Raw genomic sequence first — 25,844 nt, forward strand, 5'->3', positions numbered from 1 at the left:
GGATCTAAAAAAGATGACTCCTGTTCAATACAGAAATCATCTTCTTAATGTAGCATAGGCTTTTTTAAATTGTCCTTGACAAAGGGTACATTTTAATCGTAAGAGGACTTATCATTATTTCAAGTTTGATCTTTGTACTTCCTGCTTTCTTTGGCAGCTATGGGATATGGATTAGCTCTTTATTGAACGAAATTTTTACGCTTTGCATTTCTTTATGGATCTTTTTTCGTTTCCATGGGCATTTGTAAAAATGTCTAGGTTAAAAGGTATAATACGGGTCATCAAGACCTATGTAATTCTCTAAATCATTAACCATGAAGATGGAATAATTATTTAAAGTCTAATAAAACATGCACATGATTAACACAAATCCTACACCATAAAAAATAGACACAGCATAAACCATGTCTATTCATAATATTTTCTATTTATTTTTATACCATAGCCATATTCATTTTTCTACATTCATCTGCACATCTTCGACAGATCTCAGCACATTTTTTACAATGTGCATCTTGGAACATTTCACAATCTTTTGCACAAGCATCACAGATGGTCGCACATGTATTGCAAATATCTTGGGCATACTTGCTACCTCTTGACATATAGCCTATCGCTAACTCACAAATATCAACACAATCACGAAGCATCTCAATACAGTTTACTCTACTCTTTACATCTGCTTCTCTCAAGCATAACGTAAAACATTCTTCACAGGCTTGCAAGCATTCCTTGCAAGCATCAATACAACTTTGCATATTTTTGATTATTAACATTTCCAACAATACCCATTTTCCTTTTACCTCCCTAAATCTATATATTTTATTTACAAATTTAATATTTGTCATTTGTCAGAATTTTATACTCTAACTTAGGGAAATAATAAATCAATAATTAATCAGCTATTCATTACAACGCCTAAGCATAACTATGCTATTCCCTTTCGTATTTTCTCAGCAAATTCACTTGGAATTTCGCTGTCTTCTATGGCTTTTGCCATTTTTTCATAATCATATTGTACTTCAACAATCTCCGTTTTTATATCATTAGCATTCACATCTATGATCATATAAGTAGCCTTTGGATTTCCATGCTTTGGTTTTCCTGCACTTCCTGCGTTGATCATATGAATACCTGCTACCTGCTTGTGGAATGGTTTATGTGTATGACCACATACCATAATATCTGCATTTATCATACCTGAAATTTCTTCTAGTTCTTTTGATTCTTCATAAAGATATTCATTATTCTTTCTTGGACTTCCATGAACCAATAAGATCTTTTGTCCTTCATCTTCGAACTCTATTTTTTCTGGTAATTCTTTAAGCCATTTCTTATTTTCTTCTGTTGTATTTTCTTGTGACCAATATAAAGATTTTGCTCCTATTTCCATAGCTTTATCATCTTTGTAATCACATCCACAAGCAAACAATTCTTCTCCTACGCTCTGATCATAATTTCCTTGTACAGTAGGAATATGCTTTTCTCTGATTCGATTTATTACTTCATTTGGAAATGGTCCGTATCCTACTAAGTCCCCTAAGCAATATATATTTTCAATTCCTTTATCTTCTATGTCTTTAAGTACTGCTTCGAGTGCAAATATATTCGAATGGATATCTGTAATGATAGCGATCTTCATGATATAACCTCCCTTATCATCAATATTTTTTTATAGCATTCTTATAATCTTTTTCTTAATTCAAATTTCCTCTCTCAGGAAACCAATGTTTTGTATTATTTGCTATTTTAACAAGGGTTAGCATGACAGGAACTTCTACTAAAACGCCTACTACTGTAGCTAAAGCTGCTCCTGATTTTAAACCAAACAATGATATTGCAACAGCAACTGCTAATTCAAAGAAATTACTTGCCCCAATCATAGAGCCTGGTGCTGCTATGTTATGTGGAAGCTTCCAAACTTTTGCCCATCCATAAGCTAAAATAAATATAAAGAAAGTTTGTATGATTAGTGGAATCGCTATTAAAGCAATGTGTATAGGATTATTAAGTATGACTTCTCCTTGAAAAGAAAAGATAATAACGAGTGTAAGCAAAAGTCCTACCTCTGTAATGCCATTAAATTTCTTTAAAAATACATTCTCAAAATAGTCTTTTCCTTTACTTTTTATAATATACGTTCTTGAAAGGTAACCTCCTACTAAGGGGATCACTACAAACAACACGACTGATAAAAATAATGTATCATAAGGAACTACTACATTACTTACGCCTAATAACAGAGCAACAATTGGCGTAAAGCCTACTAATAATATTAAATCATTCACAGCAACCTGCACGAGCGTATAAGCAGGATCTCCTTTTGTAAGATGACTCCAAACAAATACCATTGCCGTACATGGGGCTGCACCTAAAAGAACTGCTCCTGCTAAGTATTGTGATCCTAGTTCATCAGGTATAAGCGATCTAAAAATAATTTTTAGGAAAAGCCATGCAAAAAAATACATTGTAAAAGGTTTTATCAACCAATTTGTAACACACGTAATCGTTAAACCCTTTGGTTTTTTCGTAGCTTCAAGAATACTTGAAAAATCGATTTTTAACATCATTGGATAAATCATCAACCATATGAGTATCGCAACCGGTATTGAAACTTGTGCATATTCAAATTTGCTCAATGTTTTTGGAAATTGTGGAAATACTTGTCCAATGATTACACCTGCCACAATACAAAGACCCACCCAAAGGGTTAAATAATTTCCAAAAAGCCCTAGGGCTTGTTTTGTTTTTTCTTTATTTGCCATCGTAAACACTCCTTTGCTTTTATCTTGTTCCATCACAATCTGAATCACAATGCTTTATTTCGATGTCTAATGATCTGTTTAAAATCATTTCAAAGAATTGTTTGGTTTCTATAACTTTTTCATTATTTATTGAATAGTATTTCCATTTCCCTCTCTTTTCAACATGAATCAAATCTGCTTGATAAAGCACCTTCAAATGATGCGATACTGTAGGTTGAGATAAGTTCAAGTTTTCTAAGATATCGCAAACACATAATTCTCCATAGGCTAATCGTTTAAAAATGGTTATTCTATTTTCATCCGATAAAGCTTTACATATTTCTACTAGTTCTTTCAAAATCGCTCCTCCATCTTTTCTCTATTTTTAATTTCATTATATTCTTCATATAGATACATGTCAATATATGAATATGTTAATTTCTTGTTAACTTATTTTCTATATTCTCTAAATCTCTTTTACTACAAAACAAAACCCCTAGAAACTAGAGGTTTTATTTTTACTATTTTTGAATTAATTTTTTAATTTCATCTGTTTTCGCTACTTTTCCCATTACCTTCACTTGTTCATCAATCACTAATGCCGGTGTTTTCATTACGCCATACTTCATAATACTTGGAATATCTTCTACTTTTTCAATCGTTACATTGTCTAGTCCTAATTCCTTAACCGCTTCTTTTGCATTTGCCTCTAATTTTTTACAATTTGTACATCCTGTTCCTAAAACTTTAATATTCATATAAAAACCTCCTCTTTAAATTTATTTTATAAATAAAATCAAATTAACCATTACAACAACATCCACAGCTACTTTTTTGCCCTGTATCCTCATAATCTTAATATTTCTCTTATTCACACCATACCCCCTATTCATTTTCGTTATTAACCTCAATAACATGCCTTTTATATTTATATTTACTATATTGATTCTGCATTCATATATATTTTGTCTACTTCACTTTTAGGTATTAAAAAAGATAAAGTGTATGCAATCAATATAATCCCTGGAATATCTACTAATAATCTTGTAACAGCAAAAGGTAAGCCTAATGCTGACATTTCAAATAAAAACATAGGGATTTTAGTCGTTGACCAAGCGCCAATGAATATGAGCACATTGCTAAATTTAACTCCTTTTTTCATAAATACCGCTGCTGTTGGAAAAGCAACAAAACCAGGTATTAATGTTATAGAACCTATAATAGCTGACAAAACGATTCCAATCTATCCTGACTCTTTTCCTAATAAATTTGATATTACTTTTGGATCTAAAATGGCAAGAAGTATCCCTACTAACATGATTACCCCTAAAAATTCTGGTAATATATTTTCAAAAGCTTTCCATGCTTTTTTCAAAGCTTTTTTTGTTTTATGTTTATCTTTTTTAAAAGATACTCCAAGTAATATAACTGTTATCATATACATACTATAGTTATTCATCATTATCTCCGCCTTGTAGATAAGTTATATTAATAGGTGTGCGATCGCATTAAATAAATATCCAACAAGAATGATTCCTATTCCAGTAATAATCACAAAAGCTTTTATTAATTTAGGTTTAATCACTTTTCTCAAAAGAATCATTTCTGGTAAAGATAGTGCGGTTACTGCCATCATAAATGATAGTGCCGTTCCTATACCTACGCCTTTATTGATCAATGCTTCAGCAATAGGAATCGTTCCTAAAGCATTTGAATATAATGGTATTCCAAGAACTACTGCTACAAATACTGAAAATGGATTATCAGGTCCTGCATATTTTGCAAGCAGTGGTGCTGGTGCCCATCCATGAATAGCTGCGCCTATGCCGATTCCTATCACTAAATAGATCCAAATTCTCTTGATAATCTCCTGTACATTATCTATTGCAAATCGAATGCGATCTTTTTTACTTAATTCCTCTATTGTTGCTTCACCCATTTGTATTTCATATACATATCCTTCAACTTCTTCCTCTAAGTGGAGACTCCCTATGATTAAACCTCCTACGACACCAACAATTACGCCTGTTATGACATAAACTACTGCGATCTTTATTCCAAACGAAGCCAATAGTATTGCAAAAGCTGCTTCATTTACTATCGGTGAAGTGATTAAAAATGAGAAAGTTAATCCTAATGGAACCCCCGCTTCAACAAAACCTATAAAAATTGGAACGGATGAACAAGAACAAAATGGTGTAACGATTCCTAAGAGGGACGCCATTATATTTCCTTTAACCCCACTAAATCTACTCAATATTTTTTTTGTTTTCTCAGGTGGAAAATAACTTCTAATATAAGATATTACAAAAATCATAATCCCCAGCAAAATAATGATCTTAATGGTATCATAAATGAAGAAATGTATACTTGACCCTAACTGCGTCGTTACAGAAACACCAAATACATTTTCAACCAATTTTTCAACGAGATGATCTAGCCATGAAAATTTAAATATTTCATTAATCCATTTTAACAATTCTATCAACTCCTTATTTGTTTCGTCATATCTTTTATTTCTTTTGTAACTATTTTTTCTACAATACTTATCAGTTCAATAATTTCTTCATTTTTAATACTATAATTAACCCTTAACCCCTCCTTCTCTTGAACCAATATATTTGCGTCTTTTAAAATCTTTAAGTGTTGCGAAAGATTAGATTGACTAAAATCAATATCTTCATTCAATTCGCAAACACACAATGTTCCTTTTACTAATTTCTTTACTATCTTTAATCTAGTTGAATGGGCTAAGGCTTTAAATATTTTTACTTCCATGTTCTCAATATTCATTCTTTTTCACCCCTTTTTACATGAAAGATATAATTTATTCGATAACTATATTATAATATTATAATATAGTTGTTTAACAATATGGTATTCCTTTTATTTGTATTTGTCAATATGTTAAAGCATCATTTTATTTTGTAAATAGAATCTAAATAAAGACTATATTTGTATGATAGCAAATTATAATATTCTGATCCTTCATAATTAATGCTTTGAATATATTTAGTATGATCTATGAAATATTCTTTTCGTCCCATCTATTTTATTACATTTACAGGACAACATATAATCGCTTTATGCAATGCTCCAAAATGAGCCTTGTATCTCTAATGGCTAAGCAAATAGCGATACAAGGCTCATCTTCATATCTTCATTTTATTATTTCCGAACTTTAAAAGTCTCAAAATATCCTTCAACTTCTTTTTTTATTTCTTCTAATATTTCTAAATTATATGGATGAAGCTTATTTTGTCCTACTAAAACTGTTTCTCCATCTCTAAAATTTTGTATCGTATATTGTTTACTCCCCTTTAAATATTCTGCTATTGTTAACACATCTTCTTTTGTTAATAGTTCTTTACAGACGGTTGTTCTAAATTCATAATCTATATTTGAGTTTCTAATAATACGAATGCTATTCTTTATAGCTTCCATATTGATCTTAGTCCCTGTCACAACTTCATATTTATGTAGTGGCGCTTTTATATCCATAGCTACATAATCTATGATTTTTTCATCTATAAGCCTTTTCACCTCTTCTGGATTCGTTCCGTTTGTGTCTAATTTTACCAAATATCCTGCATCCTTTACTCTTTTTGCAAAATCATATAAGCCTTCATGCAAAGTAGGTTCTCCACCAGAAATACATACTGCATCCACAAATTTTTTTCTCTTTTTTAAAAATACAAATATATCTTTATGGGGAATAATTTGTCCCTGCCCCTTTATCACATGGGCGTTATGACAATATTTGCATAACATGTTGCACCCTGAACAAAAAAACACACTACAAATTTTATCAGGATAATCAATAAAAGACGCTTTTTCTTGTCCTATAATATTCATTTTCACCACCAACCAACACCTTACCCGATTTTCACACTTGTTTTTGATTGTTTATGTTTTAAACTCTCTACATGAGAAAATTCTTTTCTATCTTTAAATTCTTCCTGTTTTCCTTTATTCCACGCCTGAACAGGTCTATGGAATCCTACTACTCTCGTCCATACCTCTGCTTCTCTTCCGCAATGTGGACACTCAAAATGCTCGCCTGATAGATATCCATGCTCTTGGCAGATAGAGAAAGTAGGCGTGATCGTAACATAAGGAATGCTGCTGTTTTCCATCACTCTTTTTAATAGGGTTTTACAAGTTTCGATGCTTTCAATCTCTTCCCCGATAAATCCATGAAAAACCGTTCCCCCGGTATATAAAGATTGTAATTTTTCTTGTAATTCAATGGCTTCAAATATATCATTGGTATGATTTACAGGAAGCTGTGTAGAGTTTGTATAATAAGGTTCCTCTGTTCCTTGCGTAAAAATGTTTGGATACATTTTTTTATCGATTCTTGCAAAACGATAAGCTGCCCCTTCTGCAGGAGATGCTTCTAGATTCCATAGACTCCCTGTTTCTTCTTGAAATATTTGGATCACTCGGTTCATAAATTCCATGATTTCAACAGAAAATTCATTGCCTTCTTCTGTTGTAATATCTACCCCTAAAAGATTTATACAAGCTTCATTCATGCCATTTAATCCAATTGTTGAAAAATGATTTTTAAAATATGCATCCGTAGCATCTTTTACTCCTTGAAGATAGAATCTTGAATAAGGATATAATCCTGCGTCCATATACTGTTCTAATACGACTCTTTTACTTTCGCAGATTTCTTTTGCATTTTCCATTAACCCTCTTACTCTACGTTTGAATTCTTCTATTGATTTTGTAACATATCCGATTCTTCCCATATTCAATGTAACAACATTGATAGATCCAGTAAGTGGATTAGCGCCAAATAACCCGCCACCCCTTCTTCTAAGCTCACGATTGTCTAACCTCAAACGACAACACATACTCCGTACATCTTCAGGGGATAACTCTGAATTTAAAAAGTTTGCAAAATAAGGTGTTCCAAACTTTCTAGTCATTTCCATGATGGCATTTACAGATTCTGAGTTCCACGGAAAATCTGGTGTGATATTTACTGTAGGAATTGGAAAGCTAAATGCTCTACCGGCGCCATCCCCTTCCATCATAACTTCACAGAAAGCCTTATTAAACAGATCCATTTCCTTTTGAAATTCTTTATATGTTTTGTCCATTTTTTCTCCGCCAATAACTACAAGCTGATTCTTTAGTAGTTGATGAGGCGTAATATCTAATGTGACATTTGTAAAAGGTGTCTGAAAGCCTACTCTTGTAGGAACATTTAAGTTAAATACAAATCGTTGAATAGCCTTCTTAACTTGCTCATAGGATAAATTATCATAATAGATAAAAGGGGCTAAATAGGTATCTAAACTAGATACTGCTTGTGCGCCTGCTGATTCTCCTTGTAATGTATATAGTAAATTTACAAGCTGCCCTAAAGCGGATTCTAAATGTTTTGGAGGCTTTGACTCAATCTTTCCTTTTGCACCTTTAAATCCATACCTTAAGAAAGCTTCTAAATCCCATCCACAGCAGTACGGCGCCAAAAGCCCTAAATCATGTATATGTAAATCTCCACGAATATGTGATTCTCTTAATTCTTTTCTATAAATTTTATTCAACCAATATTTCTTTGTAATACTTTCAACAATATGATTATTTAGACCCTGCAACGAAAATCCCATATTCGCATTTTCATTTACGCGCCAATCTTCTAAATTCACATATTCGTCAATCATTTTTTCTGCGTCCATAAATAAATTTTTTACTTCTCTTATTTCTTCATGTCTCTTTCTATAGATAATGAACGCTTTCGCTGTTTTTGCATGCCCTTCTTCGATCAAAACTTTTTCTACCATATCTTGGACATCCTCTACAGATGGTATACTCGCCCCATATGTTTCATTAATAATTTCAACCACTATATTTGCAAGTCTCTTTGCAATCATTTCATCTTTACCACCCACAGATTTTGCAGCAGCAAAGATGGCTAATTTAATTTTTCCACCGTCAAAGTCGACAATTTCCCCATTTCTCTTCTGAATCTTTGTAATTGACATCATACCCCTCCTATTGTGCCGCATTCCTTATCGTGCACTACATATTGTATATTATGCACCATTGTCCACACTTATGACAATAATCCTAACGGACTAATTCCTACAACTTTTGACGGGTTTATACACCTATTCTCTATCATACTCTTAAGTTCTTTTAATTTTATATTTTTATAAACAAAATATAATAAATTATTATATTTGAAAAAACTATTCTCTATCATTTTCTGTACATTAGAATAGGATATGCTTTCGCATATCCTATTGTTTCGTAAATATATAAGGTTCCTTACTCCATTTTTCTAATAATTCTTTTTCACCTTCTTCAACATATCCCATTTCAATAGCAATAGGAAGAAGAACGCTATAGCTTGTCAATGTATGGTAAGGAATATTTTCTTCTTTAAAAACTGTATCTACTTTTTCAAAGCCATAGGTAAATATAGCTACAACCCCTAAAACATCTGCACCTGCTTCTTGAAGGGCTTTTACCGCCTTCATAGAGCTTCCTCCTGTTGATAGTAAGTCTTCCACCACTACAACTTTTTGTCCTTTTTTTACAAGACCTTCAATTTGATTTCCTTTTCCATGTTCTTTTGCAGAACTTCTTACATATGCCATAGGCAAATTCGTTCTTTGAGACACCCATGCAGCATGAGGAATTCCAGCTGTAGCTGTTCCTACCAAAACCTCTGCTTCAGGATAGTTTTCCCTAATTAAATCTTCAAACCCTTTTGCGATCAATTCCCTTACATTTGGATAACTCATCGTAAGACGATTATCACAATAAATAGGGGATTTGATTCCTGATGCCCAAGTAAATAAATCATCCGTACTTTTTACAGTTACTGCTTTAATTTCTAAAAGCTTTTTAGCAAGTTCTTGACTTATATTCATTTTTACTCCTCCTTGTTAGCCTCACTGGACTTCTTTTAAAGGTATTTTTTACTCCATCCATCTTACCACATACATCTTTTTATTGTCAATTTCTCCTTTATAGAAAATTCATTTATATATTGTGCATAACCCTTATTATCTCATTTTTTATCCACTCTTTTATGCCATTGTTCACAACTTATTATCTTTCCTCACGGGAATAGGATACCCCAAGAGCACCTGGCGCAGCAATATTTCTATTTCCTTTCTTCGCAGATATAAAGATTAGCACCCCCATTGTAAATAAATACGGAATCATTTTCATAAAAATAGGTGAGACTGTAATCCCTAAAGTTTGTGCACGATACCCCAAAATATCTAGTCCTCCAAATATATAAGATCCCACAAGGGCACGCACAGGATTCCATAGCGCAAAGATAACGAGTGATACAGCAATCCATCCTCTTCCTGCTGTCATATTCTCAAGCCATGCAGGTGAATAAGCAAGAGATAAATAAGCGCCTCCTGCGCCAGCGAAAACCCCTCCAATAAATACATGGATATACTGTATTTTACTTACATAAATCCCAACCGCATCTGCTGCTGCTGGATTTTCTCCAACCGCTTTTAGTTTTAGTCCCATATTCGTTTTATATAGATAAATCCATACAGCAACAATCATCATATAGCTAATATATACCAATACATCTTGATGAAAAAGGATCGTCCCTATAAAAGGAATCTTCGAAAGGATTGGAATAGCTACTTTACTAAACTTTACAGGTGCCGGTATACCAATCATACTTTTTCCTATAAAACTACTCAGTCCTGTCCCAAATATGGTAAGGGCTAGCCCACTTACAACTTGACTGCTTTTTAGGGTAATCGTTAGAAATGCATGTATAAGTGAAAACAATCCTCCAGCAAGCATTGCAACTAAGAAACCTACCCAAGGGTTATTGCTAAGAACTGCTGCTTTAAAACCACACACAGCGCCTATAAGCATCATACCTTCAACCCCTAAATTTAAATTTCCAGACTTCTCACAGATTATTTCTCCTAAAGCCGCATAAAGAATAGGGGTTCCTGCAATGACTGCTGCTGAAAGTGTACTAATGATAATCGCATTATCCATTTATTTTCGCCTCCCCTTTAGAAAAAAATCTTTTGTCTATGCTCACACGATACCCCGTAAAGAATTCGGCTCCTAATACACAAAACAGTATCAATCCTTGAAGCATCAAAGCAACAGAAGCAGGAAGTCCACTCGTCTGCACTGCATATCCACCTACAATTAATCCTCCAAATAAGAAAGATACGAAAATGGCTGCAATAGGATTGAGTCTTGCTAACCAAGCAATAATAATGGCACTATACCCATAACCAGGTGAAAAATTTGATTGTAACCTGTGAATCACACCTGATACTTCTGTCATGCCTGCAATCCCTGCGATTCCACCACTGACCATTAAAGTAAGTATGATGTTTTTTGTCACATTCATTCCTGCATATTTTGCCACGTCACTATTCTCACCTGCAACCCGAATTTCATATCCCCAAACCGTTTTATTTAAAAGAATATAAATAACAAAAGAACATAATATGGCAATCACAATCCCTATGTGTACACGTGTGCCCCCAAAGGTCGGTAGAAAAGCTGACGGACTAAATTCTGCCGTTATGGGAAAGTTGTATCCTTTAGGGTCTTTCCACGGTCCAAAAACAAGATAATCCACCCACAAAATACCCACATAATTCATCATAAGTGTCGTAATGGTTTCATTCGTTCCCCAAAATGACCTTGCAATCCCAGGAACACATGCCCAAAGGGCACCCCCTAAAAATGCTGCGATCATCATCATGGGTATTAATAGCAAGCTCGGTAAATCTCCAAAAGATAAGGCCACACCACTGGCCATAATCCCTCCTGCATAGATCTGGCCTTCTGCACCAATATTCCAAAGCTTCATTCTAAAAGCAATAGAAACGCCCAATGCGGCAATTAATAATGGAATTGTTTTCACGATGGTTTCATTTACTCCATAAGCAGAACCAAAGGCTCCGTCGATCATCGTAACATATACATCTATCGGAGCATGTCCAGAGAATATAAGAAAAATAGCTCCTAAGACTAATGCAACAAAAATTCCACCAATCCGTATGGCAAACATGCCATATTGATTGTTCATATTTCTTTTTTCTACTTTCAAATACTTTTGCATCCCTTTTTTCCTCCTAACCTACTTGTCCATCAAGCATCATCATGCCGATTTCTTCAACCGTCGTTTCATCAGGTTTTACAATCCCGGCTACTTTTCCACCTTCTATCGCTACAATTCTATCAGATAATTGCATAATATAATCTAAATCCTCAGAGATAAATAAAACAGCACATCCTCTATTTCTTTGCTCAAGTAACAAATCATATACCGCCTCTGTCGTAGCAATATCTAGTCCACGAACAGGATAAGCTGCAATCAGCACTTTTGGATCTTCTAATATTTCTCTACCTAATAAGATCTTTTGGAGGTTTCCACCCGATAAAGTTCTTATGGGTGCATCTATATTTTCAATCTTTATTTCAAATTGATCAATAACATCCTTGGCATTTTCACGTACTTTCTTCTTTTGGATAAATATCCCTTTTCTTGCTTTCTTTTTGCGATAATCCTTCAAAATCAAATTATCAGTAATATCCATGTTTCCTACAAGACCCATGCCCATACGATCCTCTGGCACATAGCTTAACCCCATATCAATAATCTGACGTGGATTTTTTTCTTTGATTCCTTCATGGTCAATTTTTATATTTCCTTTTTCAATTTCTCTAAGTCCTGCAATGGCTTCTGCTAATTCTTTCTGTCCATTTCCAGATATCCCTGCGATCCCTACAATTTCTCCCTTTTTTACGTCAAAAGACATATTTTCTACCGCAACAAATCCTTTATCATTTTTGATCGTCACATTTTCTATTTCTAAACCAACCTCGTTTGTAACTTGCCTATCTTTCATTTTTCTTTCAGATGCGTATTTTCCAATCATCATCTCTGTTAATCTTTGTTCATCTACTTCTCTTTTAAGTACAGTTCCTTCTTTTCGTCCTTTTCTTAAAACCGTAATTCGATCAGCAATCTCCATAACTTCTTTCATTTTGTGTGTAATAATCACAATACCGCATCCTCGATCAGCCATTTTTCTTAATATATCAAATAGCTCCTTTGTTTCCTGTGGCGTCAGTACTGCAGTAGGTTCATCTAATATCAATATATCCGCACCTCTATATAAAGCCTTTAATATTTCGATGCGTTGCTTTTCTCCAACAGACATATGATAAACATAATCATTTGGATTAATGGAAAGACCATATTTTTGTGAAAACTTCAAAATTTCTTCTGAGATATTCTTTCTATTTAAAAAGAATGTCTTTTTATAGCCTAATATAATATTTTCACTAGCTGTTAGGTTTTCTACAAGCTTAAAGTGCTGGTGGATCATTCCCACACCATTTTGTATTGCATCTTTCGGTGAAGTAAGAATCGCTTCTTTTCCATGCAATAAAAGTTGCCCTGCATCCTGCTTATAGACCCCTGCTAAAATATTCATCAGTGTTGATTTTCCTGCACCATTCTCCCCTAAAAGTGCATGAATTTCTCCCGCCCTTAGTTCAAATTCAACCTGTTCATTTACCCATTTATCTCCAAATTTTTTTCCGATCCCCTTCATGGATACCAATCGTTTTTCTTTCATACTTGATCTCCCTTCTCCTATATACAAGGATTGGCACACAAATGTTTCTGTGTGCCAACCCAAAATTTACTCAGCTATTTTTCCTTCTACCCCTTCAACGAACCAATCCATTGAAAGAAGTTCTTCATCTGTTAATTGTTGTCCTTCTTGCACCTTCACGTTTCCTTCTTGATCTTTAATGATTCCTGTAAATACATCCCAATCTGTATCTATTATTTTCTTTTCTTCTTTCGCTACAAGTGCTTTTGTTTCTTCATCAACCAAATCTGTCATTGGCGCTAAGGCTACAACCCCATCCTTTAAGCCTCCCCAATATTGTGCTGATTTCCATGTACCCGCTCTTACAGCTTTTACAGTATCCACATAATAAGGTCCCCAATTCCAAACAGGAGCTGTTAAATAGGCTTCTGGTGCAAACTGGCTCATATCCGTATTGTATCCAATAGAAAATGCATTTTGCTCTTGTGCAGCCTGTTGTGGTCCTGGTGTATCTTGATGTTGCGTAATAACATCTGCCCCTGCATCTAATAAACTCTTTGCAGCTTCTTTTTCTTTTGCAGGATCATACCATGTGTTTGTCCAAACTACTTTTACAACTGCATCTGGATTGACACTTTTTGCCCCTAGCGTAAAGGCATTGATTCCTCTTATTACCTCAGGAATAGGGTAAGCTGCTACATAACCAATCACGTTTGACGCTGTCTTTTTCGCTGCTACAACCCCTGACAAATATCTTGGTTGATACATTCTACCAAAATAAGTTGCTACATTCTTATCCGTTTTATATCCAGAGCAATGGATGAAGGTAACGTCTGGATATTTTTTTGCTACATTCATCACAGAGTCCATATACCCAAAGCTTGTTGCAAAAATAATTTGGTTCCCTTTTTCTGCAAGCTCTGTCAATACTCTCTCAGAATCAGAACCTTCTGGTACAGATTCTATATAAGTCGCTTCTACATCTGGCATTTCTTTTAATAAATATTCTTTTCCTGCATCATGAGAATAGGACCATCCAGCATCTCCCACTGGTCCAACATAGATAAATGCTACTTTATATTTTTCATCTTCAGTCTTGCTTTCATCTGCTGTAGATTTTTGAGAACATCCCGTAAATATCATTACTAATACCATCAACAAAGACATAACACCCAATAATTTTTTTCTCATTTTTTTCTCCCCTTTTATTTTATATTTATTTTTCACAAAAAATAATACAATCTTCTTTCATTGCTTCTATGATCGCCAAAGATTCTACGCGAATCCCTGCTTTTCGAACACTCTCTCCACCACCTTGAAATCCCTTTTCGATAACAATTCCAGCGCCTATAAACTCCGCACCGCTTTCATTTATAATCTTTTTAAGTCCTAACAAGGCATGTCCAAATGCGAGAAAATCATCAATCACCAGTATTCTATCTTCAGGGTCAATAAATTCTTTTGCAATCTTAATATCATATACAGTTCCTCTTGTAAAAGATTTTACTTGCGTACTATAAACATCTTGATCCATATTAGAAGATTTGCTTTTCTTTGCAAAAACTAAAGGTACCCCTAACGATGCAGCAGTTCCCATAGCAGGTGCAATTCCTGATGTTTCTATGGTAATCACCTTTGTGATCTTTTCATCCTCAAATCTTTTTGCAAATTCTTCTCCTACTTTCAGCATAAACTTTGCATCTATTTGGTGATTTAAAAAGGAATCTACTTTTAATATGGTGTGTGATAAAACTTTTCCTTCTTTTCTGATTTTCTCATGCAATGCTTTCATATTTACCCTCCATATATAAAATTTCACAAAATCTTTTATCTGCTAGCTATCTACATCCTTGAAAATCTATGCTTTCCAAATAAATAAAAGCACCCAAAATCTACAGTTTTTACCATGGTGAAAACTGTAGATTTTGGGTGCTTCTATAAACACTAAAAATACTAAAGTTCGTATTTAATCCGAACATTTTTCACTCATAGCTCTATAATTTAAGGTTATAGTGTAGAAACTCCCAGGCCATATCCCCAGGATTATACGAGTTTCTATTTAATTGAATAAGTTTATTTTATACATGTCTATTCGTATTGTCAATAGTCTAATCTGTTTTTGTCTCATTTTCTCAAAAGCTAGGAAAGAAAACCATTAGAACACCCATCATGATTAGTGAAATCGAAAAAAGGCAGCATACTGCCGCCTTTTATTCCACTAGAGCCCCTTGTGAATATTTATTCCCTGCATTCCATAGTAAATAGGATTCTACGCCATTTTCTTCTAATGCTTTTATTTGATCTTTTACTTGCTTTGGACCATATTTGATATATCCTTTTACCCACGATGCAGTAAAATCTTGAATCCACGGTCTAATATTTGCAGGCGTTGGTATATTTTGATTTCTCGCAATAGCATCCTTTGTCCCCTGATATACAAGTTCGTAAGGATGCGCATCAGGTATAGACAATCCATACGTTCCATTTGCATAATGACTTGGATACATCATAGGAGATATATAGTCTACTACATTACTAATTGCTTCCCAGTATTGTCCTAGTCCCATATCATCTGTAACAGAACCTACCAATCCAAATACATCCGCACTGATATAAACACCTTCTTTAGAGAGTTCATCATGAGCTTGTTGTAGAAAATGTTGGATGGTTTGTGGTTTACTTTGATCTCCATGCGTATTTCTATAATCTAAAGCTTGATCTAATTTGTTTCCATTTGAAGCTGGAAACCGTACATAATCAAATTGGATTTCATTAAAGCCAACCCGAGCAGCTTCTTTTGCTACAGCAATATCATAATTCCAAAGTTCTCGATCATGAGGAGAAGCCCATCTTAATTTATCTTTACTTATAAATGTCGTTCCTGTTCGTTTATCAAGAATTGCGCGATCTGGATGTTGCTTTGTATACATAGGATCTTTGAATGTAACAATTCTTGCGATTGTATAAATATTGTTATCTTTAAGAATTTGCATTCTTTCTTTAAGCTTTTCCATATTCGCTCTTGCTCGTTTATTCCCTTCAGGAGAATATTTTTCAGCTGCTTCATTTGGAAATAACATGATCCCATCATCATCTTTTACATCAATAACGAATGCATTGATTTCTGTTTCATTTGCAAGCTTTAAAAGTCTTTCAAATCCTTCTCCTATAAAAGAATGTTCCGTAACATAAATCCCTTTTACATTTACGCTAGGATTGCCTTCATATTCTTTCACCTTGTTCTGTGGTGAAAAATCTAAGATCCTTAAGGATTTATCTAATAGCTCTAAACGATCCTTCACCGTATAAGTAGATACAATCCATCCTGTAGATTTTCCTTCCTTTGTGTCAAAAGAAATTTTATACCAAAGTTCATTATTCTCATTGGTTTTTTCCTCAACAACTTCAACAGCAGTCCCTTTCATAAAGCTTTCCACAACAGCTGCATTGTTTATCGCCTCTTGTCTTACATTTAATTTACTTGCACTGATATAAACAATATTTTTTTCTTCTACCCCCTGTGCTCCTTGTTCTTCTTTTGATGCTTCTCCATTTGAATCTTTGTTTTCTCCTCCATAAACCTCTTTTTCAGTTGTTTGTTCTGCCTTTGACGTTGGTGCCTGACATCCACTAAGTATTACCATACTTACCATCATGAGTGCAACCATTGCTATGACAAAATTCCTTTTGTTTCTATCCATTTAGACACCTCATTCTTTTGTTTTACTTTATTATACCATGATATGACAAAGAACTTATAGATTTCTTATTATGAAATATTTACTATTCTTGTTTCATTAAAATTTCACTCCTCCAATAGATTCTTTGAAAAGTTTTTTATCCTAAACATACCTATATGAAATAATATTGCATATGGTTAAAATAATGAATAATGATTTTATGTTCAAAAAATAAAAATTTTTCCCATTATTCGCATAAGAAATAGAAAAACATCCATCATGTATTAGATTAGATGTACAGACAAAATAGATGCAGTGATACAATCCAATGCTCTTATACACAAAGACATAGGCAAAAAGAATATCGGTTATATACAATATGGAAAACTGCACAAGGAATTTTATAGAAGAAAAGACTATCCAATCATCACACCGAAAGGTCATATCTATGTAAACTATATAGCGAAGTAGAAAGGCACTTTCTTTTTATATTATGGCAAGCGATAATAAAACACAAGATGCACATGATAAAGAATTGCCGTCTCACGCTTATTTTCGTAGGTTTTTTAAAAAAGTCTTCTTCAATAGCCTATTCGATCAAAAAAGATTCACTCTATACAATAAATCCTATAGATGGTGTAGAGAAAGTTGATCCTCAACTTTTTTATAATCCAATCATACAGTTTTTACTACTTGGTTTTTTACAGGCAAAAAAATAGTAAACAAGGTTCCAACCTCTTCATAACTTTCTACCATGATTTTCCCTTTATTTCTTTCAATAATTTGTTTTACAATATGAAGACCATATCCATGGTTCTCCCCTTCTTTTGTTGAATATCCTTTTTCAAAAATTTTCTCATAGCAATCTTTCTCTAAAATTGGGAATGAATTTCCTATGATAATAATCCATTCGTCTTCATACTCTCCAACATCTATATTCAACACCTTGTCATCGTCTTTACAATGCTCTAATTCGTAAATTGCATTATCGATTAAATTAAACAAAACGGTGCAAAGTTCTATAGAATCTATATATGTGTTTTCTAAAGAGGTACTAATATCTAGTTCTACTCGAATCCCTTTACTCTCTGCGATGGTGCATTTTCTTCCTAAAGTAGCAGCGATTTCAACATTTTCAATCTTAGAAACACAAAAAACACCTTCAACCTTTTGCGCGATTTTAAAAATATATTCTAGCGCTTTTTCATTCTTTCCCAATTGAAGCATACCCGCAATTAAGTTTAAATGATTGGCAAAATCATGTTTTTGTCCTTGCAGCGCATCAATCACTTCCTTAGAGTTGTTCAATTTGATAATCGATTCTTTTTCTGTCTTTAAAAAGTTTGTAATATAAAAAATGCAAATGATTGCACTAAATCCAAGTATATTAATAATAATCGCCATATAATTTGGGTATTGATATTGGACAATCATATTTCCCATCAATCTTAAAATCGTATTATTGGTTAAAAACATGCCAATAAAACTCTGTAATAATATGAGTCCAACTAATATGTGCGCCCTAATAGAGATTTTCATATAAATCCACCCTTATTCATTATTTTCATGAAAATGATTGAAATCAATAATGGTAATTTTTAAAATATATCCTATAAAAAAAGTAATGATTAAAAGAAGATTTGCTAATAGCCCAGCTAATAGTAGTCCTCCATGTTTGCACATTAACGTTTGTGGGTTAAGTTTCAATAATCTTAATAAAGGAAATAAAAAAACTCCATCTCCCCACATGATCAATAAGAAACTAATTAATGTTGCAATGATACTATCTAAACTTCTCTGTTTTCCAATAAATTTAAGCAATATTATAAAAGAAATAAGTAATAATAGCGTATGCGTCCCAAAAGGAATGTTATTTTTAATATAAAGAATTCTAATATTATATACTAATAGAGCTTGTATTATAGAAATTAATAACATTGTTTTTACTTTAGGACGGATACCTATAAGCCCTAATCCTGCTCCAACCATTAAAAAACATTCTATAAAATAGACTATTATTTTTTCTAATATTTGCATATGCTATCCCCTTTTATTACATAAATTCTTTTCATGGCAATAAAGCACGTAGTGCTTTATTGCCATGAAAACTTACATGTCTTTAAGCTGTTCAGGTAATTCAGGCTGATAATTAGCTGTAGTACACGCTGCTGCTACATTTGTAAGAGCAAGAAATGTAAGTACTGAAATTGATAATTGTAATAACCTTCTCATCATTTGTATCCCCCCTATTCCCCTAATATTTTATTAAAAAGGCGATCGATTCCATGTGCAAATTGATAGCCTTTTTGGGTGATTGAAAAAGATTGACTCAGAATCCCTAAAGCAGATGCAAGCATCATCGGATGTACCTTATGAAAGATAATATAATAATTGATCACACAAAAATTCCATGCACACACAAAAATAAATGCGCGTATTTTTAATTTTTTTCTTTTTTTCTTTGATGTAATAGGTTTTTGTGGCGTATCAGAAGGCGCATATTTTTGAATTGCCCATACAGAAAATAAAAAGATACCAAATGCTATATACAGTATGTTTTTATCCGGTTCCATATTTTCCGTCAACAGTCCTGCAATATTGCATAGCACCATACCATAAATGGTACAATTTCTCATACTCTCACAATGTGCTCCTCCTGAAAAAAAACGAAGTGTAGCATTTGTCATCATCATCATAAAAACATATGCGACAATTCCTAAAGGCCATGCTACAATAAGCGCAAGTCCAAATGAAAAAATCGTACTTATCGTTATTTGCAGCGAATATTTCAAAATAGCTTCCTTATTTTCATCTATCTCTAGATGCTTTTTATAAAACGACAAAATCTTCCCAATACATTCTTCCATGTTTATAAGTCCCTTCATTCATATCGCAATAGGTAAGTGCTCCCATTTTTATAATATATTACTACACTATAGATTCTTCATTCTTATACATATTCCTCTAATTATTTGTAATTTTTTTCAATTTTTTTTTAAATAAAAAATAAGCACTTCATTTCTTAGAACAAAGTGCCAATTCTTTATACTTCAAAGCCTTCATTTTTTATCATTTTAATATCGTCTACCATTTTATTGCCTACTGTGGTTAAATAATTCCCTACTAAAGCTGCATTGACCCCTGCCCGAAACCCTATGTTTTGCTTTTCTCCTAAAATAACTCTTCCTGCTGCATAGCGGATAGAACCATCAGGTATGACGAATCGATAAACAGCCATTATTTTTAATACCGCTAGCGGCGTTATTTTGTCTATATTTTCTAACGGTGTTCCTTGTATAGGATTTAAAATATTTACAGGAACAGATTTAATCCCTAAACCCTTGATCTCAAATGCCATACGCATGCGATCTTCCATCGTCTCTCCCATACCTATGATTCCACCACAACATAAATCTAACCCAGCCTTTTGTACATTCTTTATTGTATCAATTCGATCTTCATACGTATGGGTCGTACAGATCTTTTCGTAAAAACTACTGCTTGACTCTACATTATGATGATACATCCTTACGCCCGCTTCTTTTAATTTTACAGCTTGTTCGTAGGTTATAATCCCATGTGATGCACATATCTTTAATTTTGTATCCTTTTTTAATTTTTGATAGATTTCTAGTAATTTTTCAAAATCTTCTCCATCCATGCCTCTCCCACTCGTAACAAGGGAAAATCTATGCGCACCATCCTTTTGCATCTCTAAAGCTCTTTCTAAAATTTCATCATATTTTAACAATGCATATTCCGCAACACCTGTTTTATAATGAACAGATTGTGCACAATATTTGCAATCCTCAGAGCACCTGCCACTCCTCGCATTCATAATGGTGCATAAATCCACTTTGTTTCCTACATATTTTTCTCTTATGGTATTTGTAGCATCAAAAAAACTCGCTAGTATTTCGTCATTGTTTTCAGGAATTTCCATTAATTTTACTGCTTCATCATAAGTAATCTCCCCACCATCCAAAATTCTTTGTTTGATTTTTTTGATCAGGTTTTTCATTTTTCTTCATCTCCTCAGATTATTTTTCAAATTTTTCTGAAACATATCCTGCTTTTCTAAGCGAAGGAATTACTTTTGTTGCTGTATATACGATCAAAACGCTCCAAAAGATATCTTGTATAATAAAAGGGAAAAATCCCAATTTTAAAGCTGTCATAAAAGTAATGGGTTTACCAATATGATAACGAATAATCATATACATATAAGGAACCCCTACACTATATACAGCTAAGAGTCCTGTTATTACAGGGAAAAATAAATTCTTGAAATTTACTTCTTTTAGTTTTTCAGTAAATTTACCAATTATATATGAACAAAGCATAAATCCAATCAAATATCCAAATGTTGGTTTATACACATAGGACAATCCTGACCCTTGTGCAAAAATAGGGATGCCACTAAGTCCAATTGCTACATATAAAAGCTGAGAATAAAGTCCTAATCTAGCACCTAAAAATATACCTGAAAAAGCGCAGAATAAATATTGTAGTGTAACAGGCACAATAGGCGTTGGGATTTTTATAAAAGCACCAATAGCTGTAAGGGCTGCAAACATTGCAACCAATATCATATCTCTTGTTTTGAATTTCATATTATTTGCCTCCTTATATTTGTGTGCTTTTATCTTATAGGAGCGCTCGTCTTTTGTCAACTTCATAGCCGTCATTGGTTAACGTTATTTTTTTACATTTCTCCTTAGAAGTATTCACCACAAGTGCCAATCTATTGCTTCATTACAATCCACATAATTTCAAAAAAGATAAAGTGTATGGTCTATTTTACAAATAGTCCATAAACTTTATCTTTTTCTCTTGTTATTCTAATTATTTTCTTGATGAATCAAGTCCTTACATAAAACTTTTATTTAATGCACCTTTATCTCTGTCCAAATACGATCATATTCTGTAGTAAACTCTCCTAAATCTATGAATACTTCTCCCTTTTCAAATAGATCTCCCTTTGGATAAGCCAATTCATTTTCTACATCTTCTCTTGGAAGGAGATTCATGGCTTCTGTATTTGCTGTAGCATACTTCACATACGCTGCACATTTTGCAGCCACTTCTGGTCTCATCATATAGTTAATAAAAAGTTCTGCTTCTTTTTTATGCTTACTTGTAGTAGGCACCGCTATGGCATCAAACCAAAGATTTGTTCCTTCCTTTGGAATTGTATAAGCTAAATCAGGATTTTCATCTATTAAAAGCATTGCATCTCCTGACCAAGCAAGAGACATTGCCGCTTCTCCAGAAATCATCATATCCTTATATGCATCTACTTCATATGCTTTTACTAAAGGTTTTTGTTTGATCAATGCTTCTTTTGCTTTTTCTAGTTCATCCATATTTCTCGTGTTTAAAGAATATCCTAATTTTTTAAGGGTAATACCAACTGTATCACGTACACTATCAATCATGACAATATCGCCTTTGTACTTTTCATCCCAAAGAGCATCCCAGCTATCTATTTTCCCATCTACTTTCTTTGTATTATATACAATGCCCATCGTTCCCCAAAAATAAGGAACAGAATATTTATTATCTGGATCATATGCAATATTTTTGAATTGATCTCCTATATTTTTATAATTGGGTAGATTTTTAAAATCTAATTCTTGCAACAGCCCTTCATTCATCATCGCTTCAATCATATACTCTGAAGGGAATATAACATCATAGTCCGTTCCTCCCGCTTGAATCTTTGCAAACATTTCTTCATTTGTGGCATAATTTTCATAGTTTATTTTAATCCCATATTCTTTTTCAAAATCTTCTAAAACTGCCGGCTCTATATAATCTCCCCAGTTGTATACATTTAATTTGTCATAATAACCCTGTTCATTGGTCTTTCCCTGACCACATCCAACAACCCCTACCATAAGCATACATACCACCATTAATAATACGATTCTTTTCAATCAGATCATCCTTTCATTCTTTTATATTTTTTTCTCTACTTTGTAGTAACACAAACAAACTTAAAACGCCTATAAACAACAGCGTTGATAAAGCATTAATCTTAGGGCTTACACCAAGCTTTGTCATAGAATACACCTTGATTGATAACGTATTCACCCCTGATCCTGTAGTAAAAAAACTTACCATAAAATCATCTAATGATAATGTAAATGCAAGCAAGCCTCCCGTTACCACCCCTGGCATAATTTCTGGTAAAACCACCTTGAAAAAAGCTTGCATAGGCGTTGCACCTAAATCTAGCGCGGCTTCTTCTAGATATGGATTTAGGTGTTTTAACTTTGGTAATACGGCCAAAATCACATAAGGGGTATTAAACGTTATATGACCTAGTAAAATAGTAAAAAATCCAAGGTGCATCTTCAAAGCCACAAAAAGAGCTAAAAGAGATATACCGATTACAATATCTGGATTCATTACTGGTAAGTATGTAACGTTCATAAAAGTCATTTTCCATCTAGGGGACATCTTATGTATAGCAATCGCGCTGATTGTCCCTATAATTGTTGCAATGAGTGCTGATAAGATAGCGATTGCAAATGTATTATATAAGGCTGCAACAATCGTTCTATCCTTAAAAAGTTCTTTATACCACCGCAATGTAAAGCCACTCCAACTGCCTCTATATTTTGAATCATTAAAAGAGTAAAGGATCAACAAGAATATAGGCAGATACAAAAACAAATAAACAAGGAGTGCATATCCTCTTTTAATTAGTTTCTTTACCATAATCCTCCCCCATCCTCACTCTTATATTTACTGCTTATGGTCATAGCAATTACAATCAATACCATCATAATCATGGAAATGGCTGAACCAAACTGCCAATTTCTTGCTACTAAAAACTGGTTTTGAATCAGATTTCCAAGCAAGATCGTTTGTCCCCCACCTAATAAATCAGATATAACAAAGGTACTCACGGCTGGCATAAATACCATGATAATCCCTGACACAACCCCCGGCATACTTAGTGGCAAAGTAATCTTCAAAAAAACTTGTGTAGAAGTAGCACCCAAATCCTTTGCCGCTTCAATCAAACACTCATCCATCTTTGCGAGTACAGAATATACAGGCAGTACCATAAATGGTATGAAATTATAGACCATTCCCAGTGTTACAGCGCCTGTATTATACAAAAGCTTTAAGGGCTCATCAATAATGCCTAAAGACAATAACAGTTGATTAATAGGTCCTTGATCTCTTAAAAGAACCATCCATGCATAGGTTCGAAGTAGAAAGTTTGTCCATAAAGGTAGTACAAATAGCATCATCAAAATGTTTCTTTTCTTAAGAGAAGCTTTTGATATAATCATAGCCATAGGATATCCTACCAACAAACATACAACTGTACTAATCATTGCCAATAGGAGAGATCTCCATAAAACATTTAAATAAATAGGTTCCATGAATTTTCTGTAATGCTCAAAAGTAAATTTATAAATAATCTTTCCATAAGGAGATCGACTACAAAAGCTATATACGGCAATAATCACAAGGGGTGCGATACTAAAAATCAATGCCCACAATGCATAGGGGATAGAAAGCCACTTCTTCTTCATTGCTATGCCCCCTTTTTCATGATATGTATCGCATCTGGCACAATCACGAGTCCTACCTGCTGGCCTTTTTTAGACATATGTATACTATGAATCATCCAATGAAACCCTAACTCATCCTTTACTTCCATTTCATAATGAACGCCTTTAAATATGACAGAGATTACGATTCCTTTCATCATACCATCGTTTTCCCTAACAATTTCTATATCTTCAGGCCTTACTAAAACCTCGACCATTTCATTTTTTTCAAATCCTTTATCTACACAGGGAAGTACCTTCTCTTGTATTTTAACAGAAAAATCTTCTAACATACATCCATCCAATATATTTCCCTCTCCAATAAAATCTGCAACAAACCGATTAACAGGTTCATTATAGATATCCTCTGGCTTTCCAATCTGCTGAATTTCTCCTTCACTCATTACGATTACCCGATCAGACATGGTTAGGGCTTCTTCTTGGTCATGGGTTACATAGATAAAGGTAATCCCAACGCGTTGCTGAATCTTTTTCAGCTCTATTTGCATCCCTTTTCTCAGCTTCAAATCAAGCGCCCCAAGGGGTTCATCTAAAAGCAATACCTTTGGTTCATTTACCAAAGCCCTTGCTATAGCAATCCTTTGCTGTTGCCCACCACTTAAGGAATCAATCTTTCTATTTTCAAATCCTTGTAAATTCACTAACCTTAACATTTCTTTTACTTTTTCTTGAATCACATCTTTATCAATCTTTTTTATTTTCAACCCGAAAGCAATATTTTCAAAAACATTTAAATGGGGAAACAGGGCATATTTCTGAAAGACCGTATTGATTTGTCTTTTAAAGGGTGGAATGTCATTGACTTTCTTTCCTTCAAAATAAACATCTCCCGTCGTTGCATGCTCAAATCCGCCTATAATCCTTAGTGTTGTTGTCTTACCACAACCACTAGGCCCTAAAAGCGTTACAAATTCCTTTTGTTTTATACTAAGATCTATATCACATAAGACTGCTTTATCTCCAAATATTTTAGAAATATTTTTTAATTCAACAATATAGTCATTCATATTAATAGCCCTCCTTCTACATTGATCTCTCTTGATTCTATCACCTTTTTCTATATAAATATAAAAAAGAATATTTAGTATTTGTAATCTTAAAGTTTATTAAAACTAAAACCAATTAATTATATTTTTTTTGAAGGAATTTGTCAATAAGTATAGCAATATATTCTTATTTAATTTATAATCTTTTACTGTTCTTACTTCATTAAAATAGATGCCT

28 protein-coding genes and 1 riboswitch are annotated in these 25,844 nt (G+C 33.5%); all 28 genes read right to left on the minus strand.

Going from position 1 to position 25,844, the window contains the following annotated elements:
- Nucleotides 1–434: 434 nt before the first annotated feature.
- Complete coding sequence (locus EV214_RS10275) at nt 435–776, minus strand: four-helix bundle copper-binding protein (protein ID WP_132245430.1); 342 nt, start codon at nt 774–776, stop codon at nt 435–437.
- 152 nt (nt 777–928) lie between these two features.
- Entirely contained in the window at nt 929–1,642 is a 714-nt protein-coding gene (locus EV214_RS10280; RefSeq protein ID WP_132245432.1) for a metallophosphoesterase family protein, read from the minus strand.
- A 55-nt stretch (nt 1,643–1,697) separates the two neighbouring features.
- Complete coding sequence (arsB, locus tag EV214_RS10285) at nt 1,698–2,765, minus strand: ACR3 family arsenite efflux transporter (protein ID WP_132245434.1); 1,068 nt, start codon at nt 2,763–2,765, stop codon at nt 1,698–1,700.
- A 19-nt stretch (nt 2,766–2,784) separates the two neighbouring features.
- Nucleotides 2,785–3,102: an ArsR/SmtB family transcription factor gene (locus tag EV214_RS10290; RefSeq protein WP_132245436.1), complete on the minus strand. Its 318-nt coding sequence runs from the start codon at nt 3,100–3,102 to the stop codon at nt 2,785–2,787.
- Between the two features lie 163 nt (nt 3,103–3,265).
- On the minus strand, nt 3,266–3,502 hold the full coding sequence (locus EV214_RS10295) for a thioredoxin family protein (protein WP_132245438.1): 237 nt from the start codon (nt 3,500–3,502) through the stop codon (nt 3,266–3,268).
- Nucleotides 3,503–3,681: 179 nt separating this feature from the next.
- On the minus strand, nt 3,682–3,975 hold the full coding sequence (locus EV214_RS10300; RefSeq protein ID WP_132245440.1) for a hypothetical protein: 294 nt from the start codon (nt 3,973–3,975) through the stop codon (nt 3,682–3,684).
- Between the two features lie 12 nt (nt 3,976–3,987).
- The gene (locus EV214_RS10305; RefSeq protein ID WP_132245442.1) at nt 3,988–4,203 is read right to left on the minus strand and encodes a hypothetical protein; all 216 of its coding nucleotides are present in this window, start codon (nt 4,201–4,203) and stop codon (nt 3,988–3,990) included.
- Between the two features lie 24 nt (nt 4,204–4,227).
- A complete protein-coding gene (locus EV214_RS10310) occupies nt 4,228–5,223 on the minus strand; it encodes a permease (protein WP_132245444.1) in 996 nt (331 codons plus the stop codon).
- A gap of 5 nt (nt 5,224–5,228) precedes the next feature.
- Complete coding sequence (locus tag EV214_RS10315; RefSeq protein WP_132245446.1) at nt 5,229–5,537, minus strand: ArsR/SmtB family transcription factor; 309 nt, start codon at nt 5,535–5,537, stop codon at nt 5,229–5,231.
- 375 nt (nt 5,538–5,912) lie between these two features.
- A complete protein-coding gene (locus tag EV214_RS10320; RefSeq protein ID WP_132245448.1) occupies nt 5,913–6,599 on the minus strand; it encodes an anaerobic ribonucleoside-triphosphate reductase activating protein in 687 nt (228 codons plus the stop codon).
- 20 nt (nt 6,600–6,619) lie between these two features.
- The gene (locus EV214_RS10325) at nt 6,620–8,746 is read right to left on the minus strand and encodes a ribonucleoside triphosphate reductase (RefSeq protein ID WP_132245450.1); all 2,127 of its coding nucleotides are present in this window, start codon (nt 8,744–8,746) and stop codon (nt 6,620–6,622) included.
- A gap of 258 nt (nt 8,747–9,004) precedes the next feature.
- Nucleotides 9,005–9,640 (minus strand): orotate phosphoribosyltransferase, encoded by a 636-nt coding sequence (pyrE, locus tag EV214_RS10330; RefSeq protein ID WP_165916330.1) that lies wholly within the window; start codon nt 9,638–9,640, stop codon nt 9,005–9,007.
- A gap of 181 nt (nt 9,641–9,821) precedes the next feature.
- Nucleotides 9,822–10,754 carry an ABC transporter permease gene (locus tag EV214_RS10335; RefSeq protein WP_132245452.1) on the minus strand — a complete coding sequence of 311 codons (933 nt, stop codon included), beginning with the start codon at nt 10,752–10,754 and terminating at the stop codon, nt 9,822–9,824.
- The gene (locus tag EV214_RS10340) at nt 10,747–11,841 is read right to left on the minus strand and encodes an ABC transporter permease (RefSeq protein ID WP_132245454.1); all 1,095 of its coding nucleotides are present in this window, start codon (nt 11,839–11,841) and stop codon (nt 10,747–10,749) included. Before EV214_RS10340 ends, EV214_RS10335 begins: the two co-directional genes overlap by 8 nt.
- Before the next feature lie 13 nt (nt 11,842–11,854).
- Complete coding sequence (locus EV214_RS10345) at nt 11,855–13,366, minus strand: ABC transporter ATP-binding protein (protein WP_132245456.1); 1,512 nt, start codon at nt 13,364–13,366, stop codon at nt 11,855–11,857.
- Between the two features lie 66 nt (nt 13,367–13,432).
- On the minus strand, nt 13,433–14,536 hold the full coding sequence (locus tag EV214_RS10350) for a BMP family ABC transporter substrate-binding protein (protein WP_132245458.1): 1,104 nt from the start codon (nt 14,534–14,536) through the stop codon (nt 13,433–13,435).
- Nucleotides 14,537–14,561: 25 nt separating this feature from the next.
- A complete protein-coding gene (locus tag EV214_RS10355; RefSeq protein ID WP_132245460.1) occupies nt 14,562–15,137 on the minus strand; it encodes a xanthine phosphoribosyltransferase in 576 nt (191 codons plus the stop codon).
- Nucleotides 15,138–15,314: 177 nt separating this feature from the next.
- Nucleotides 15,315–15,416, minus strand: a riboswitch (purine riboswitch).
- Between the two features lie 139 nt (nt 15,417–15,555).
- Nucleotides 15,556–17,046, minus strand: a complete 1,491-nt coding sequence (locus tag EV214_RS10360) for a putative glycoside hydrolase (protein ID WP_207669672.1) — start codon at nt 17,044–17,046, stop codon at nt 15,556–15,558.
- A 654-nt stretch (nt 17,047–17,700) separates the two neighbouring features.
- The gene (locus EV214_RS10365; protein ID WP_132245462.1) at nt 17,701–18,564 is read right to left on the minus strand and encodes a sensor histidine kinase; all 864 of its coding nucleotides are present in this window, start codon (nt 18,562–18,564) and stop codon (nt 17,701–17,703) included.
- Between the two features lie 12 nt (nt 18,565–18,576).
- Nucleotides 18,577–19,062, minus strand: coding sequence for a hypothetical protein (locus tag EV214_RS10370; RefSeq protein ID WP_132245464.1), 486 nt, complete (start codon nt 19,060–19,062; stop codon nt 18,577–18,579).
- Between the two features lie 72 nt (nt 19,063–19,134).
- Nucleotides 19,135–19,260 (minus strand): cyclic lactone autoinducer peptide, encoded by a 126-nt coding sequence (locus EV214_RS10375; RefSeq protein ID WP_132245466.1) that lies wholly within the window; start codon nt 19,258–19,260, stop codon nt 19,135–19,137.
- Nucleotides 19,261–19,271: 11 nt separating this feature from the next.
- Nucleotides 19,272–19,892 (minus strand): accessory gene regulator ArgB-like protein, encoded by a 621-nt coding sequence (locus EV214_RS10380; RefSeq protein ID WP_165916331.1) that lies wholly within the window; start codon nt 19,890–19,892, stop codon nt 19,272–19,274.
- Nucleotides 19,893–20,068: 176 nt separating this feature from the next.
- Nucleotides 20,069–21,046 carry a biotin synthase BioB gene (gene bioB / locus EV214_RS10385; protein ID WP_132245470.1) on the minus strand — a complete coding sequence of 326 codons (978 nt, stop codon included), beginning with the start codon at nt 21,044–21,046 and terminating at the stop codon, nt 20,069–20,071.
- A gap of 19 nt (nt 21,047–21,065) precedes the next feature.
- Nucleotides 21,066–21,638: a biotin transporter BioY gene (locus EV214_RS10390; RefSeq protein ID WP_132245472.1), complete on the minus strand. Its 573-nt coding sequence runs from the start codon at nt 21,636–21,638 to the stop codon at nt 21,066–21,068.
- Between the two features lie 273 nt (nt 21,639–21,911).
- Nucleotides 21,912–22,925 carry an ABC transporter substrate-binding protein gene (locus EV214_RS10395; protein WP_243116623.1) on the minus strand — a complete coding sequence of 338 codons (1,014 nt, stop codon included), beginning with the start codon at nt 22,923–22,925 and terminating at the stop codon, nt 21,912–21,914.
- Nucleotides 22,926–22,977: 52 nt separating this feature from the next.
- Nucleotides 22,978–23,751: an ABC transporter permease gene (locus EV214_RS10400; protein ID WP_132245474.1), complete on the minus strand. Its 774-nt coding sequence runs from the start codon at nt 23,749–23,751 to the stop codon at nt 22,978–22,980.
- Nucleotides 23,745–24,581, minus strand: a complete 837-nt coding sequence (locus EV214_RS10405; RefSeq protein WP_132245476.1) for an ABC transporter permease — start codon at nt 24,579–24,581, stop codon at nt 23,745–23,747. Before EV214_RS10405 ends, EV214_RS10400 begins: the two co-directional genes overlap by 7 nt.
- 2 nt (nt 24,582–24,583) lie before the next feature.
- Nucleotides 24,584–25,627, minus strand: coding sequence for a spermidine/putrescine ABC transporter ATP-binding protein (gene potA / locus EV214_RS10410; RefSeq protein ID WP_132245478.1), 1,044 nt, complete (start codon nt 25,625–25,627; stop codon nt 24,584–24,586).
- Between the last annotated feature and the right edge of the window lie 217 nt (nt 25,628–25,844).

The organism is Marinisporobacter balticus (assembly GCF_004345705.1).
Lineage (GTDB): Bacteria > Bacillota > Clostridia > Peptostreptococcales > Thermotaleaceae > Marinisporobacter > Marinisporobacter balticus.

What these genes read in the sequence shown, in the direction of transcription:
- EV214_RS10275 (WP_132245430.1), bottom strand. Translation starts at nt 776, where the DNA reads ATGTTAATAATCAAAAATATGCAAAGTTGTATTGATGCTTGCAAGGAA.
- EV214_RS10280 (WP_132245432.1), bottom strand. Translation starts at nt 1,642, where the DNA reads ATGAAGATCGCTATCATTACAGATATCCATTCGAATATATTTGCACTC.
- arsB (WP_132245434.1), bottom strand. Translation starts at nt 2,765, where the DNA reads ATGGCAAATAAAGAAAAAACAAAACAAGCCCTAGGGCTTTTTGGAAAT.
- EV214_RS10295 (WP_132245438.1), bottom strand. Translation starts at nt 3,502, where the DNA reads ATGAATATTAAAGTTTTAGGAACAGGATGTACAAATTGTAAAAAATTA.
- EV214_RS10305 (WP_132245442.1), bottom strand. Translation starts at nt 4,203, where the DNA reads ATGAATAACTATAGTATGTATATGATAACAGTTATATTACTTGGAGTA.
- EV214_RS10315 (WP_132245446.1), bottom strand. Translation starts at nt 5,537, where the DNA reads ATGAATATTGAGAACATGGAAGTAAAAATATTTAAAGCCTTAGCCCAT.
- EV214_RS10320 (WP_132245448.1), bottom strand. Translation starts at nt 6,599, where the DNA reads ATGAATATTATAGGACAAGAAAAAGCGTCTTTTATTGATTATCCTGAT.
- EV214_RS10325 (WP_132245450.1), bottom strand. Translation starts at nt 8,746, where the DNA reads ATGTCAATTACAAAGATTCAGAAGAGAAATGGGGAAATTGTCGACTTT.
- pyrE (WP_165916330.1), bottom strand. Translation starts at nt 9,640, where the DNA reads ATGAATATAAGTCAAGAACTTGCTAAAAAGCTTTTAGAAATTAAAGCA.
- EV214_RS10335 (WP_132245452.1), bottom strand. Translation starts at nt 10,754, where the DNA reads ATGGATAATGCGATTATCATTAGTACACTTTCAGCAGCAGTCATTGCA.
- EV214_RS10340 (WP_132245454.1), bottom strand. Translation starts at nt 11,841, where the DNA reads ATGCAAAAGTATTTGAAAGTAGAAAAAAGAAATATGAACAATCAATAT.
- EV214_RS10345 (WP_132245456.1), bottom strand. Translation starts at nt 13,366, where the DNA reads ATGAAAGAAAAACGATTGGTATCCATGAAGGGGATCGGAAAAAAATTT.
- EV214_RS10350 (WP_132245458.1), bottom strand. Translation starts at nt 14,536, where the DNA reads ATGAGAAAAAAATTATTGGGTGTTATGTCTTTGTTGATGGTATTAGTA.
- EV214_RS10355 (WP_132245460.1), bottom strand. Translation starts at nt 15,137, where the DNA reads ATGAAAGCATTGCATGAGAAAATCAGAAAAGAAGGAAAAGTTTTATCA.
- EV214_RS10360 (WP_207669672.1), bottom strand. Translation starts at nt 17,046, where the DNA reads ATGGATAGAAACAAAAGGAATTTTGTCATAGCAATGGTTGCACTCATG.
- EV214_RS10365 (WP_132245462.1), bottom strand. Translation starts at nt 18,564, where the DNA reads ATGAAAATCTCTATTAGGGCGCACATATTAGTTGGACTCATATTATTA.
- EV214_RS10370 (WP_132245464.1), bottom strand. Translation starts at nt 19,062, where the DNA reads ATGCAAATATTAGAAAAAATAATAGTCTATTTTATAGAATGTTTTTTA.
- EV214_RS10375 (WP_132245466.1), bottom strand. Translation starts at nt 19,260, where the DNA reads ATGATGAGAAGGTTATTACAATTATCAATTTCAGTACTTACATTTCTT.
- EV214_RS10380 (WP_165916331.1), bottom strand. Translation starts at nt 19,892, where the DNA reads ATGGAAGAATGTATTGGGAAGATTTTGTCGTTTTATAAAAAGCATCTA.
- bioB (WP_132245470.1), bottom strand. Translation starts at nt 21,046, where the DNA reads ATGAAAAACCTGATCAAAAAAATCAAACAAAGAATTTTGGATGGTGGG.
- EV214_RS10390 (WP_132245472.1), bottom strand. Translation starts at nt 21,638, where the DNA reads ATGAAATTCAAAACAAGAGATATGATATTGGTTGCAATGTTTGCAGCC.
- EV214_RS10395 (WP_243116623.1), bottom strand. Translation starts at nt 22,925, where the DNA reads ATGGTAGGGGTTGTTGGATGTGGTCAGGGAAAGACCAATGAACAGGGT.
- EV214_RS10400 (WP_132245474.1), bottom strand. Translation starts at nt 23,751, where the DNA reads ATGGTAAAGAAACTAATTAAAAGAGGATATGCACTCCTTGTTTATTTG.
- EV214_RS10405 (WP_132245476.1), bottom strand. Translation starts at nt 24,581, where the DNA reads ATGAAGAAGAAGTGGCTTTCTATCCCCTATGCATTGTGGGCATTGATT.
- potA (WP_132245478.1), bottom strand. Translation starts at nt 25,627, where the DNA reads ATGAATGACTATATTGTTGAATTAAAAAATATTTCTAAAATATTTGGA.